The sequence below is a fragment of the Wolbachia endosymbiont (group A) of Melieria omissa genome, assembly GCF_964031125.1.
Lineage (GTDB): Bacteria > Pseudomonadota > Alphaproteobacteria > Rickettsiales > Anaplasmataceae > Wolbachia > Wolbachia pipientis.
Genome location: NZ_OZ035007.1, coordinates 56,068 through 69,542 on the forward strand (window position 1 = coordinate 56,068; position 13,475 = coordinate 69,542).

Here is a 13,475-nt window from a genome sequence, read left to right on the forward strand (position 1 = left end):
GTAAATGATCTATTTAATATTAAAAAGATGTTGAATATGGATAAATTGGGTCAAGATACAAAAAACAAGCTGCATTTTTGGTGGCTTATAACAGTAATAGTATGTATTATTGCTGCCTATTCCTACATGAAGGCAAGAGCTGCAGATAATTATAAAACGATATTACGCATTGCTTCTCAAAATTGTAACTTAGAGACTGTAAAATTCTTAGTAGAAAATCTATTAGATATTAATGTGCAGATCCCTAAATTAACAGCACTACATTATGCTGCAGAAGAGGGATGTGCAGAGGTTGTAAAATTCCTAGTAGAAAAAGGAGTTGATATAAATGCTACAAAATATGAAAGATGGACACCTTTACATGCAGCTACATATGAAAGCAAATTGGAGATAATTAGATTTTTATTAGACAAAGGTGCAGACCCTACCATTAGAGACACAGATGGAAAAAATCCAAGAGATGTAGCTGTATTAAGGTCAAGGCACAATAAAGATAAACCTTACAGGGAAATCATAAAGCTACTTGCTAAAGCAGAAGATCAATACGAATCAACAAAAAGTAATCACTAAAGCTGTAAGTTTTCTATAATCTGCATATAAATTTCCAAAACTATCCATAACAAGTTCATATTTTCACATGAAAAAGCAAAAAATCCCAATAGCGGTAATAATAACAATAGTTGTACAGACTGTAGGATTCATCATACGCGTCAAGTTAAGGAAAAGTGGTATAAGGAAGAAAGGAAACGAAAAAACTATTTTATATATTAAGTAATAAAGTTATTAATTTATAGATTCTTCTGAAAAAATTATCTTCTTCTAGATAAGAACTCCCTAAAAAAATAAATGTAACAAATAAAATGCCCATCTCAAATGTTGCTATATTTCACGATATTTCCTTAACTTGACGCGTATGGTAGGATTCATATGGTGGTTGGCAAAACTTGACTTACGTGTACACATCCATGATAAATTTATAGAAAAAAACCAAGGACTAATCGAAATAGTCTATCGACTTGAAGAGAGAGTGAAAAACCTCACTGAAGAAGTCAACGAACTTGAAGCTATTCACAAACATAAATAAATTTTACAGTGACAAAGTACATTTTATCTGTAGATGGAGGTGGCATTAGAGGGATAATACCTGCCATTATTCTAGCAGAAATTGAATCTAGGACAAAAAAGCCAATTTCCCAGATTTTTGATTTAATGGCAGGAACCTCAACCGGTGGGATTATTGTTGCTGGACTTTGTAAAAGCAATAAACTTCAATACTCTGCCAATGATTTGGTTGAACTTTACCAAGAGTATGGAGCATATATCTTTCAATCATCATTTTGGAGAAAATCAATTGCTTCTTGGCTGAGTGGTTCTCAGTACTCATATAGAAATATGGAATTTATTCTCAACAAATACTTTGGTGAAAGTACTATGGCCGATGTTGCGAGTAATCTACTACTCACCAGTTATGACATTCACAATAGTTGTGAATTTTTCTTCAAAAGTTGGAAAGAAAAAAACATTAAGTTGAAAGATGCACTCAGAGCTACAACAGCTGCTCCAACGTACTTCACACCAAAACGTCTGAAAATTAGCCAAACAGAGAGAGTATTGATAGATGGTGGAGTGTTTGCAAATAATCCAGCGGCTTGTGCATATGCAAGTGGTAAGAGGTTATTTCCAAATGATGAGATTATACTGCTATCAATAGGCACTGGTGGAACAGATAGAAGTATAAAGTATGCTAACTCAAGGAAATTTGGCAAAATAGGGTGGATCAAGCCACTACTGAATGTGATGTTTGCCTCTGGATTGGATTGCGTTGATTATCAACTAGAACAAGTCATAGACGATAAATATATAAGAATACAATCGCAATTGAAAGTAGCATCGACTGAGATGGACAATATTACACTCAAAAATATCAAATCTCTTCAGCAAGAGGCAAATGCAATGATAGAGGACAACCAGAAATTATAGCACTTCTCGCAATAGTCCGAATAGGATAAGATATGTGCTTATGGCTATGGTAGAGCAGTAGCATATTATGATCTGTTCGGATTATTGTAAAAAGAGCTATAATAGATAAACTTTGCGATTTCATATCTTAATTTATACCAAGCAAAATTCAACTGAGCCAAAAAAGTTGGTTAGCAAATTCTGCTGGTTAAATCATTAACTAACTTTACTTATATCTTAAACACATTCAATTTTCACACTCACCCAACTCATCAGCAGTTAGGCCACTTGCTCGCACAATAATATCAATAGCAACACCTTCCTTAACTAGATCTTTTGCAATCTTGATTTTCTCTGCTTTTTTAACCTTTTCTTTACCAGTTTGCATTCCTTCAGATAAAGATCTGGCTACCGTATCCAGTAATTCTTGATCCTCAATTTTTTCGCATTTACCTATAAACCCAAAAACTGGCTCATTTTCATATTCTGTTAGTCCAAGAGCTTTAATGTTAACTGATAATGTCTTTGCTATCTTATATAATATTTCAATTGGAATGTCTGTATATCCTCGTTCATAGTCGTGTATTTCTTTAGGTGTTGAACCGATTTTATTTGCCAAGTCCTCCTGAGTGTATTCCCGTATTAATCTCTGCTCTTTTATCCTTTTCCCCACTTTGTAGAGTATAGAATCAGTACAAATTTCTTTCTCTATATCATCATATTCATAAGTAGATAAGCGAGTCACTTGGGAAATAATATCAACTGAAACTCCTTCTTTCACTAGATTCTTTGCTACTTCTATTTTCGCTTCTTCTTGGCTAATTTTCTCGCTAATATATACAAACCTTACTAATGGATACAGCTTCTTGCGTAATTCCTGATCCTTAATTTCTCTATGTATTTTTGTTAGATAGACTATTTCTTTATCCTCATCTTCATACCAACTGTTTTCTCTTAGTACTGTTGGTCCTGGAAGTAGATCTATAACATTGACTGACAATGCTCCTGCTATTATATACGATTCTTTGATTGTAATAGCCTTGCACCCTAGTTCAAAGTTATGTATTTCCTTATGTGTTAAACCAATTTTTCTTGCTAATTTTGCCTGAGTATACCCTTGTACTATCCTACAACCTTCTATTTTTTTCCCTAGCTCGTAGCTTACTGAGCCAATATGCTCTGAATTATCATAGATAAATCCTCTAAAAGCTGTTTTTCCTACAGAAGCAAACATATATTCTATCACAAAAAAATCCACTATTGGCTAAGTTTTTATGAAATCACAAAAATTTCTCAATCATATAATTTGATAAGCCTGTCGTTTGCAAGATAATATCAACAGAAATTCCCTCTTTCACTAAATTCCTTGCAACTTCAATCTTCTTTTCCTCTCTGACCTTTTCTCTACAAACATGTATACCTTCAAATAAAGACTTGATTAGCATATCGCGTAATTCCCGACTCTCAATCTTTTTGTATTCTTCTATCAACTTTGATAGCTTTTCTTCCGCTTCACTATCCTCATCTGATTCGGGAAGTAGATCTATGATACTGATTGATAATACCTTTGCTATTTCATCTAACATTTCAAGTGAGACAGCAGCTCTCCCTTGTTCATACTCGTATATTCCTTGATTTGTTATGCCAACTTTATTCGCTAAATCTTTTTGTGTATATCCTCGTATCAATCTCCACTCTTTTATCCTTTGCCCCACTTTGTATGGAATGGGAATTTTGTTCTCCTCATACTCACCAATAGATAAGTTAGTTGTTCGAGAGATAACATGAGCAGAAACTCCTACTTTCATCAAACCCCTTGCTACTTCTATTTTTACCGCTTTTCTGCTTCTTTCCTCGCTCAAACGAATAAATTTGGTTAATAAATAAAATACCTTGCTTAATTCTTTATCTTTATAACCCTTTACTAAATTTAATATTTCTTCATCTTCAAAATATCTTTTTTCATTTGGTAGCGTCTCTCCACAAACTAGACCTTTAACATTTACTGATAATGCTTCTGCTATAGCATATAATTTCTTAATTGGAATTTTACGACTCCCTTTTTCATATTGCAGTATTGCCCAGTACTTTACACCAACCTTCTCCGCTAAATCCTTCTGAGTATACCCTCGCTCTAACCTCCAACTTTTCACTTTTTGCCCTACCTCACAGTCTAGACTTTTTTCCATACAAAGAACCATACATATAATATTTTCTACTATAGCTCAAAGGCTCCAGATATAATGGTAGACTCTGGAACCTTAAAATAAATGAATTAAAGCCCCCTAAAAGTTTCTTTACTATTTTCACGTACTTTATCTACCCATGAAGACAATTTTTCACTTGGGCTATCAACCTCCTTCATAAGCTGCTTGCTATTCCATATGCCACATCTCATAAAACTTCCCTTTTCTACTGCTTCTTTAAGTTTTACTCCAGCAAAAAGACAATTTTTTCCTATTTCTTCGCCTCTTTCTTGTAATTTAGACCACATTTCCTTATTTTCTACTCTGACTTGTACTTGATCATATTTTTTTACATCGTGGTACAATATAATATCTAGCTTACCAATGCTTGTAGGAAATTCTAATATAATAGAGCTTCCATCTGACATATCGATATAGTTTCTTATACCTCCCTTCTCACTTTTAACCTCAACTGCATCATTGCCAATTTTTAAAATATTACTTCCTAGCTCTCTTTTTGCTTTCCAGTATTTTGGCTACCTCTACCTTGCTATCCCCAGAAAATTCTATATACGATGTTGTATTATCTATTTCAACATCTATTAATTCTCCTTCTTGCACAGCACTTTCGCCAGCTTTCTCTAGTTCTTCTAGTCTCTCATCTATATGTGGCTGAACTTCTGGTTGTAGCTCATTATAGATTTCACCTATCAATTTATTCTCCAATAAAGTATCATGAAACTCTGCACCGTTTAGCATTAATTTACGTATTAGCTTTTTACGATCAGCCTTATCAAATTTATGAAAATGTGTGCCCAGTATCACATATTCCGCGAAGCTCCACTCTCCATCATTACATGCATTTAGCCTTGCTCCAGCAGCTAGTGCTTCGTCTACAACCTTGTGCAGTTCATTTGGACTTTTTGCTCTTACCACAGCACTCTTAAACCAGCTCAACTTTTCTGCACTTGGCTTTATTTTTTTCAAAGCTGAAGCAAATGGATTTTTATCTTCTTGATCACTTACAGGTTTTGTGCCATAAACACAGTCAAATCCTTTCCCATAGTTGATTTTGTTTTCGCGAACTTCTCTACCAGGGAAAGGTGCTATTTCTTCAGGCTTTTTAGCCTTATTAATTTTGCTTACAAAGGTGGATTGCTCCTTAGTACGACCAATTCCTACAATAGCATTTAACACCTCACCTTTTGATAATCTATCAAGATCAATGTTTAACTCGTAAGTACCTCCTTCTTGATCATCAAAAGGTACAATTATTTTATTACTCATATTAGCCTCCGCTATTAAATATACTTTACTAAGTCTACAACCGACTTTATTACTTTATTATTAATTCAATATATACTTTCTCATTAATTATAAGCAATGGTTAATGTACTTGCAAATACTTTCTTCATTCAAGTAGTTAAACAACTCATGAAAATCTTCAAATATCTGCTTTATAACAGTCCTTGCTCTTTAAAACTAAAATATCCAACACTTGTAATGATAATGTGATCCAGTAACCTAATCCCTATAGTCTGACAAGCTTCAGCCAAGTCTTTAGTTACAGCTTGATCCTCATCAGATGGCTTTAACCTTCCTTCTGGGTGGTTATGCGATATTATTATTGACGTCGCTTTTCTTATTAATGCCTTTCTTGTTACTTCTCTTATGTAAAAAGGTACCTTATCCACTGTACCAGTAAACACTTCTTCCCCCTTTAAACGGCACTTTTGATCAAAATATATTATTTTCATCTTTTCCTCCTCTGAATAACCAATACTCACCCTTAAATATTTTACGATGGTTTCCAAGTTATCCATTATAGGTCCTTTCTTTAACTCTTCTCTTGGTACCCTCTTTGAAGCTTCCTTTAGGCATAAAATTACTGCTACTGTAGAGTCAGTTATCCCTTCTATAGTTTTCAAGTCATCTATTTCCTGGCCTAAAATTCCTCCTATTCCAAAACTATCTATTAGCTTTCTAGCAATAATTCGAGCTTCTTCCCTGTCATGCACTGCACTTAGAAACGTTTCTATTACTTCACGATCAAGTAGAGCTTTACCGTTGCTTTCTAATGCTCTGAATTCTATTTCTTCTCTACGATCTTTCTTATTATTCATAAAAATTACCCTTCACTAATAACAAAATGTTTTTATATATTTACTGCTGTTTTTTTGTCAGCATTGGCATAAGGCCACAGCTTTTGAGTGAAGTCAAATCAATTTTTCAATCTTTTTTACTTATTTTTTCATCAAAAAGTAAAGATATTAATAGATAATGATTTTTTATTTTAAATTTGTTGAATTTCGTCCAAAGAGATGTCTACTGTTTTTAAAATAATATTGATAGAAATTCCTTCCTTAACTAAATTCTTTGTAATTTTCATCTTTTCTACTCTCTTCACTTTCTCTTTGCAAACTTGTATGCTTTCAAACAGAGATTTTATTAGTACATTACGTAGTTCTTGGCTTTTAATCTTTTTGTATTCTTCTATTAACCTTGATAGTTCCACTTCACTATTCTCATTTTCTGTTGTTTCTGGAAGTAGGTCTGTAATACTAATTAATAGTACCTTTGCTATTTCATCTAACATTTCAAGTGAAACACCAGCTCGTCCTTGTTCATATTCATATATTCTTTGATTTATTATACCCACTTTACTTGCTAAATCTTCTTGAGTGTATCCTCTTCTCAACCTCCATTCTTTTATTCTTTGACCTACTTTATACGGAATGGAAATTTTTTTCTCATCATTATCATATTCATCAATAGATAAACTGGTCGTTTGAGAGATAACATGAGCAGAAACTCCTTCCTTAACCAAACCCTTTGCTACTTCTATTTTTACCGCCTTTCCACTTTCTTCCTCACTAATACGGATGAATTTAGTTAATAAATAAAACGTTTCACGTAATTCTTGATCCTTAATCTCTCTATGTCTTCTTACTAGATTTAATACCTCTTCTCCCTCATACCTTCCCTCATTTGATACTTCTTGTACGCAAGCTAGATCTCTAGCAGTTGTTGATAATGCTTCTGCTAATTCATATAACTTCTTAATTGAAATTCTGCGTGTTCCTTTTTCATATTGCAGTATTACCTGATATGTTGTATCGATTTTTTTTGCTAAATCTTTTTGAGTATATCCCTTTGCTAACCTACGATTTCTTACTTCCTGTCCTATTACTTTGTAATCTAAAAAATTAGAGCATTTATTCTCTTTTTTCACATTTTATACTCATAATCAGAAGAGCCGTTACGTATACTTAATTGGGAACCTTTTTGACAAACTGAACTCATCTCCTTTCAAACAATTTTTCTATATCACTTAGTTTCATTTCTATATACGTTGGTCTTCCGTGATTGCATTGCCCAGCATACGGTGTTTCCTCCATTTGTCTCATCAACTCATTCATCTCCTCCAACTTCATTTCCCTTCCAGCTCTAATTGACCCATGGCACGCAATGGTAGCTAGTATCTTGTTCACTTTTTCTTCTATAGGTAGCGTATCTCCTATCTCCATTAATCTATCAACTATATTCATCACCATCTCTTTCACATTTATTGTTCCTAAAATTGCAGGTATTTCTTTCACCCTTACTTTATCTTCTGATTCTATTTCAATACCAAAACCCATTTCGAAAAGCTTATCTTTATACATTTCAACCATCTCCATTCCTGCTTGGTTTTTAATCTCAACTATTTCAGGAAGAAGAAGCTTTTGCCTTTTTATGCTTGATTTTTGTTTTAAGCACTCATAGATCAACCTCTCATGAGCTGCGTGCTGGTCTACTATAATTAATTTGCCTTTAGCCTCAGCAACAATGTAAGTATTGTAGACCTGACAGCGTGCATATCCCAGAGGATAATCCTCTATTAAATCAATTTGCTTCCTTTCTAAAACCATCGTTCCCTTTTGGGGTGGAGATTCTCCATATTTAAACGTTTCTGGTAAGCTTTGCCTTCTTTCATCTGGTGCATTGAATTCTTTCATTAGACGATTTTCTAAAAGACTTGGTCTCTTTTCATAAAACTCTTTTTGATCTTTTTTCTCTTGACTATCAACCTGCTCTTGGCTTTTACTATCATTAAAAATTAGCTCCTCTTCAATACCTTGATCACCCGCTGCAAATCTCGTTGATAGTGTTTTTATTATCCCTCTTCTCACTATTTCATATATTAGCCTTTTATTCTGAAATCTTACTTCCGATTTATTTGGATGCACATTTACATCTACTTGGTCATATGGTACTTCTAAATGCAACACTGCAAAAGGATACCTATTGTTTGGAATAAAATCGTGATACGCATATCTAATTGCACCAACAAGTAGATTGTCTTTTATTGGCCTTCCATTAACAAACGTATAAATCTGAGTTGAGTTGCCACGATTGACATTAGGTTTACAGATGTGTCCCTTAAGTTTGATGCCTTCTTCTTCCTCTTTAACTTCCAGTGAATTGCTTTGAAATTCTTCTTCTATTTCACATAATCTGTTGAACAGCGAAGTTTGCTTAACATATTTTAAGAGCTTTTTATTACCAGAAGTGAGAGTAAACCCAATACTATAATTAATCATCGCTAAGTTATTCACAATATCAACAATACTTTGTGTTTCTGCCCTTTCGGTTTTTAGAAACTTTAGTCTATTTGGTGTAGCAAAAAATAAGTCACGAACTTCAATATATGTACCTTGCAACAAAGAACAAGGGGTAATCTCTCTTATTTTTTCTCCTCCCTCATACCTTATAGACCATGATTCCTTTGCTCCACTTGCCTTAGACGATAATTTCATTCTGCTTACTGCTGCAATTGAAGGTAAAGCTTCTCCCCTAAACCCAAGGTGCTTGATTTCTATTAACTCACTATCGCTTAATTTTGAAGTGGCATGCCTCATAAATGCTAGTTCTAAGTCGTCCTTTTCTATTCCATTTCCATCATCTGTCACAGTTATAAGGTTACGTCCACCACTTTCTATTTTGATCTCTATCTCTGAACTTCCAGCATCTATTGCATTTTCTACTAATTCCTTTACTACACTCGCTGGCCTTTCTATTACCTCTCCCGCTGCTATAAGATTTATAGTTTTTGTGTCTAAAAGAATTATTGCCATATTTTCAACTCTCAGTCTGATCAGTTTAATATCAATTAAAATCAGATTGTCTATTAAATTCTATTCTAAGCCCTTTCATGAAGATCATTAGAATTATGTATAATTATTAATGCTTTTTAAGTGGATTTCCTATTGTTCTTTCTAAGTTCCTTGGTGCACGTAACGATTATTCTTTAAAAAGAATATTGGCTACTGAGAAGAATGAAGACATCTTCATCAGAAAAAAAAGGGGCAAAAACAGAGAAAATTGACGTAGCTACTTAAGGCAGGTGTCTCTATTGCAGCTGAGACAACTGATCTACTCATGATCAAATGAAAAAGTTATAAGCATACAGATTGGATTACAGTATCTTTTTTAAGAAGAAGATTTATCTTGCTTAAAAACTTGTAGATACTATATTTTACATAAATTCTTCATGCGAGGCCTTTATGTTTACTAATAGAATATCTAATAATCTGGATCAGCTGCAATTTTTTGTAGAGTTTTTAAATGAAAATTATGAAATTCAGAAACATCTTAGTCTTACACCACTACATTTAGCAGCAGGAAATGGTCAGTTGGATTTAGTCAACACTTTGTTAGGAGAAGGTTTAGATATTAATTCAGAGATTAAGTACGATGGCTTTACGCCACTGTATTTTTCAATTGCAAAAAATCGCTTAGAGATGGTTAACTTTCTTATTGCTCATGGAGCAGATGTAAACCATAAGACCATTCTAGGCTTTACACCTTTAAGTTTTGCATCCCAGCAAGGATATTTAGATATAGTCAACACCTTGATTGCAAATGGGGCAGATCTTAGTACTAAAACAGATAAACTTAATACACCTTTACACCTAGCAGCAGAGAATGGTCATCTAGATATAGTAAATGTTTTTATTGAAAAGGGATTAGATGTTAATGCTGTAAATAATGATCGAGCAAGACCTTTGCATTCTGCAGTACAAAATGGTAACCTCGAAGTAGTTAAAGCTCTTATTTCACAAGGGTCTAATATTAACGCTGGATCTTCAGGCATAGGTAATCATAAAGTTGATGCAAACATTACACCCTTACATCTGGGAACACAAACTGGTAGGTTAGATATAGTTAAAGTTCTGCTTGAAGCGGGAGCAAACGTTAATGCAAAAACAGATGATAAGATTACACCTCTACATTTAGCGTCTCAAAATGGCTTTTTAGAGTTAGTAGACATTTTACTAAAAGCAAAATCTAATGTTAATGCTAAGGATTATGAGAATCTTACACCTCTACATTTAGCAGCAGAACGTAATCACTTTGGAGTAGTTAAGTCTCTTCTTCTCGTAAGGGGAATTGATGTTAATGCTAAGGACCACGATAATTCCACAGCTTTACATATAGGATCTCAGAATGGTCACTTAGAAGTAGTGAAGCTACTAATAGAGAAAAAAGCCAATGTTAATGCTAAAAAAAACGAAGGTTTTACACCTTTGCATCTAGCAATTCAGCAAAGTCATTTCGAGGTGAGTGATTTTTTAATTAAAAATGGAGCAAACATTAACACCGTGGATGATCAGAATTGGACTCCTTTACATAATGCAGCATATAATGGTTTTTCTTTAAAAATAGTAGAGAGCTTAATTGCAAAAGGAGCAAATATAAATGCAAAGATGGATGATGGTAGAAGAGCTCTACATTTGGCAGCAGAACATAATCGCTTGGAAATAATGAATTTCTTGATTGAAGATGGAGCAGATATTAATGCTCTAGATAACAGAAGTTGGACTCCTCTACATTGTGCAGCATATGATGGTAATTTAGAAGTTGCTAAATCTTTGCTTGATAAAGGAGCAGACATTAATGCTAAAACAGTTAAAAGTACTACACCTCTACACTTTGCAGTAGACCATGATCATTTAGAGGTGGTTGAATTGCTCTTAGAAAAGGAAGCAGATATTAATGCTTTAGATCACACAAATTGGACTCCTTTACATTTTGCAGCAGAAAAAGGTTATGATCAGATAGCAACCGTTCTATTGAAACATGGTGCTGATGTAAATGTAAAAGAAAATCAAAATAAAGGCACAGCCCTACATCTTGCAGCTCAATATGGTCATCCTAAGGTAGTTAAAACTCTTATTATAAATGGAGCGGATGTTAATGCAAAAATGGATAAAAATGCTACGCCTTTACACTTAGGGGCACAAATTGGTAATTTAGATATAGTTAGGTCTCTACTTATGAGCGGAGCATACTTTAATGCTAGAGCTGAAGGAGGTAGATATGTTTTACCATTACACTTTGCGGAAAGAAGAGGAAACCCAGAAGTAATAAAATTACTAAAATTGGTTGAGAAGTTATTTAAGGCTATAGAAGATAATAATTATTTAGGAATTGAGAGTTCCATTAGAGATGGAGCAATCATTGATTCGAAGAACGTGGATGGAAGAACGCCATTACATTATGCTGTTAATAATGGGCACATAAAAGTTGTAAATATCTTGCTAGCAAATGGAGCTGATGCTACTAAAGTTACTAACAAGGGTAATACACCATTACACACTGCTGCTTCCAAAGGTCATAAAGAAATTATTGAAGCTTTGTTACAACGTGTAAGCCACAATAAATTGAGTGATTTTATTAATGCTAAAACAATAGTTAAAGGCACTACATCGTTGCATGTTGCTACTGAAAATAGCTTTTTCGAAGCTGTAAAATCTTTGTTGAAACATGGTGCAATTTATAACATCAAGAATAAAGAAGGTAAAACACCACTTGATCTTTCTCGAGACCAGAATATTACTAACCTATTGAAATTAGTAGAAGAGCTATTTGAAAATGCAAAAAATGGTAATGTTGAAATTATCAGTAAGCTGAGAGCAATAAAACCCGATGAGCGCGTAGCTGTAACAAATGCTCGTGATGATCAAGGCAAGTCATTAGTCCAGGTTGCAGTAATCAATAAACACTCAAACCTTGCAAGTAGATTATTAGAAATATTAAAAAGTCCAGATCAGAGTTTACAAGATGTCAGCGTAGAAAATCGAGTAAAGAGTTTAAAGTTATAGCTCTCTTAAATGAAACTCTAATGAGGGTGCCAAGATCTAGAAAATATACAAAAATTTTGTTACAAAATAGTGAAATTTAGGAGGATTTTAAAAATATGCTAAATAATAATATTAACAAAGAATTAGAAAAAGCAGTCTATGAACGAAACTTAGAAAAAGTTAAAGCTCTTTTGTCTGCAGGTGCTAATGCTAACCTTAGAGTAGAAAGGAATAGAGATACGTTACTTCATACTACTAGTAGTGTAGAAATTACTAAAGAGCTTTTGTTAGGTGGTGCCGAAGTCAATTCAAGAAACATGTATAGTGAAACTCCACTACATTCTGCTATAACACTGGGGAAGGAATTAGAATTAGTTAGAGAACTTCTGAAACATGGTGCTGATGTAAATGCAACAAACCGTAAAGGCAATACTGCACTGAACCATGCTGTAAAAAAAAGTGGTAAAAATCTGGAAGTAGTTAAAGAACTATTAGAATATGGAGCTGATATTAATATAAGAAATCGTGAACGACGGCTTTATGATAATTGTTCCACATCTTTAGATAACGCTGTAAGTGATCTAGCATGCGCTAAATTGTTGATTAAATTTACTTTAGTAAGGAACTTCAATAAGGATTACGGAAAAATTATTGACTTATCTCCTTATAAGGGATGCAGTAATTACAGTAAATTATCAAGTTATCTAGATGACTGTGTTTGTGAAATTCTTCAAATGAAAACAGATGAAATAAAAGATAGCCTTCCACTATATGAATTTGTTACAAATAACTTCAACATACATGTACTATATAATAATCAATTATCTGTAAGACTAGCAAAAATTGATTATTCCATACGCTATCCTATATATAATGATATCATATTAGATAAGGTAAAACCTTTTTTAGAAAGAGCAGATTTGTTAAATAAGTTAAGTAAGATACAATTTTATACTAAATTAGATGTGGCAGATCAAGATGCCAAAGAAAAGAAAATTATTCTGGATCATGATTCTACATATAATATAACTGAATATCTATCTAATGATAACTTGTTAAACTTTATAGTAGCGTTTGATGATTCCAATAAACGTACTTTTCAATCTTTAAGTTCCTTAAATAATCTCGTAGAGCCTGGTACAAGACTTTATGAAACTTCTATAAGTAATGATACCAAACGTGCAAGATTAGAATAAATACATTT

General features: G+C 33.4%; 9 protein-coding genes and 1 pseudogene. 4 read left to right on the forward strand and 6 right to left on the reverse strand.

The features are described from left to right. Positions 1–36 precede the first annotated feature (36 nt). Positions 37–570 (forward strand): ankyrin repeat domain-containing protein, encoded by a 534-nt coding sequence (locus ACQH2Q_RS00250; protein WP_425383484.1) that lies wholly within the window; start codon positions 37–39, stop codon positions 568–570. 522 nt (positions 571–1,092) lie between these two features. Next, on the forward strand, positions 1,093–1,980 hold the full coding sequence (locus ACQH2Q_RS00255; RefSeq protein ID WP_425383485.1) for a patatin-like phospholipase family protein: 888 nt from the start codon (positions 1,093–1,095) through the stop codon (positions 1,978–1,980). A 226-nt stretch (positions 1,981–2,206) separates the two neighbouring features. Here ACQH2Q_RS00255 and wmk (ACQH2Q_RS00260) read toward each other — a convergent pair whose 3' ends face one another. From wmk (ACQH2Q_RS00260) to mutL, 6 genes and pseudogenes are all read right to left on the reverse strand, one after another. After that, positions 2,207–3,193, reverse strand: a complete 987-nt coding sequence (gene wmk / locus ACQH2Q_RS00260; protein WP_264339508.1) for a WO male-killing family protein Wmk — start codon at positions 3,191–3,193, stop codon at positions 2,207–2,209. A 46-nt stretch (positions 3,194–3,239) separates the two neighbouring features. Next, on the reverse strand, positions 3,240–4,148 hold the full coding sequence (gene wmk / locus ACQH2Q_RS00265; RefSeq protein WP_264339509.1) for a WO male-killing family protein Wmk: 909 nt from the start codon (positions 4,146–4,148) through the stop codon (positions 3,240–3,242). An 86-nt stretch (positions 4,149–4,234) separates the two neighbouring features. Then, a pseudogene (locus tag ACQH2Q_RS00270) lies at positions 4,235–5,432 on the reverse strand (hypothetical protein). A 170-nt stretch (positions 5,433–5,602) separates the two neighbouring features. Further along, positions 5,603–6,268 (reverse strand): JAB domain-containing protein, encoded by a 666-nt coding sequence (locus tag ACQH2Q_RS00275; RefSeq protein WP_265017289.1) that lies wholly within the window; start codon positions 6,266–6,268, stop codon positions 5,603–5,605. A 170-nt stretch (positions 6,269–6,438) separates the two neighbouring features. Next, positions 6,439–7,377 carry a WO male-killing family protein Wmk gene (gene wmk, locus ACQH2Q_RS00280; RefSeq protein WP_213863494.1) on the reverse strand — a complete coding sequence of 313 codons (939 nt, stop codon included), beginning with the start codon at positions 7,375–7,377 and terminating at the stop codon, positions 6,439–6,441. A 67-nt stretch (positions 7,378–7,444) separates the two neighbouring features. Continuing rightward, complete coding sequence (gene mutL, locus ACQH2Q_RS00285) at positions 7,445–9,262, reverse strand: DNA mismatch repair endonuclease MutL (protein WP_425383486.1); 1,818 nt, start codon at positions 9,260–9,262, stop codon at positions 7,445–7,447. A 429-nt stretch (positions 9,263–9,691) separates the two neighbouring features. Between mutL and ACQH2Q_RS00290 the strand changes: the two genes are divergently transcribed. Both ACQH2Q_RS00290 and ACQH2Q_RS00295 read left to right on the forward strand, forming a co-directional pair. Next, positions 9,692–12,292 carry an ankyrin repeat domain-containing protein gene (locus tag ACQH2Q_RS00290; protein ID WP_425383487.1) on the forward strand — a complete coding sequence of 867 codons (2,601 nt, stop codon included), beginning with the start codon at positions 9,692–9,694 and terminating at the stop codon, positions 12,290–12,292. Positions 12,293–12,387: 95 nt separating this feature from the next. Then, positions 12,388–13,467 carry an ankyrin repeat domain-containing protein gene (locus tag ACQH2Q_RS00295; RefSeq protein WP_174516910.1) on the forward strand — a complete coding sequence of 360 codons (1,080 nt, stop codon included), beginning with the start codon at positions 12,388–12,390 and terminating at the stop codon, positions 13,465–13,467. The last annotated feature ends 8 nt before the right edge of the window (positions 13,468–13,475 follow it).

What these genes read in the sequence shown, in the direction of transcription:
- ACQH2Q_RS00250 (WP_425383484.1), top strand. Translation starts at nt 37, where the DNA reads ATGGATAAATTGGGTCAAGATACAAAAAACAAGCTGCATTTTTGGTGG.
- wmk (WP_264339508.1), bottom strand. Translation starts at nt 3,193, where the DNA reads ATGTTTGCTTCTGTAGGAAAAACAGCTTTTAGAGGATTTATCTATGAT.
- wmk (WP_264339509.1), bottom strand. Translation starts at nt 4,148, where the DNA reads ATGGAAAAAAGTCTAGACTGTGAGGTAGGGCAAAAAGTGAAAAGTTGG.
- ACQH2Q_RS00275 (WP_265017289.1), bottom strand. Translation starts at nt 6,268, where the DNA reads ATGAATAATAAGAAAGATCGTAGAGAAGAAATAGAATTCAGAGCATTA.
- mutL (WP_425383486.1), bottom strand. Translation starts at nt 9,262, where the DNA reads ATGGCAATAATTCTTTTAGACACAAAAACTATAAATCTTATAGCAGCG.
- ACQH2Q_RS00290 (WP_425383487.1), top strand. Translation starts at nt 9,692, where the DNA reads ATGTTTACTAATAGAATATCTAATAATCTGGATCAGCTGCAATTTTTT.
- ACQH2Q_RS00295 (WP_174516910.1), top strand. Translation starts at nt 12,388, where the DNA reads ATGCTAAATAATAATATTAACAAAGAATTAGAAAAAGCAGTCTATGAA.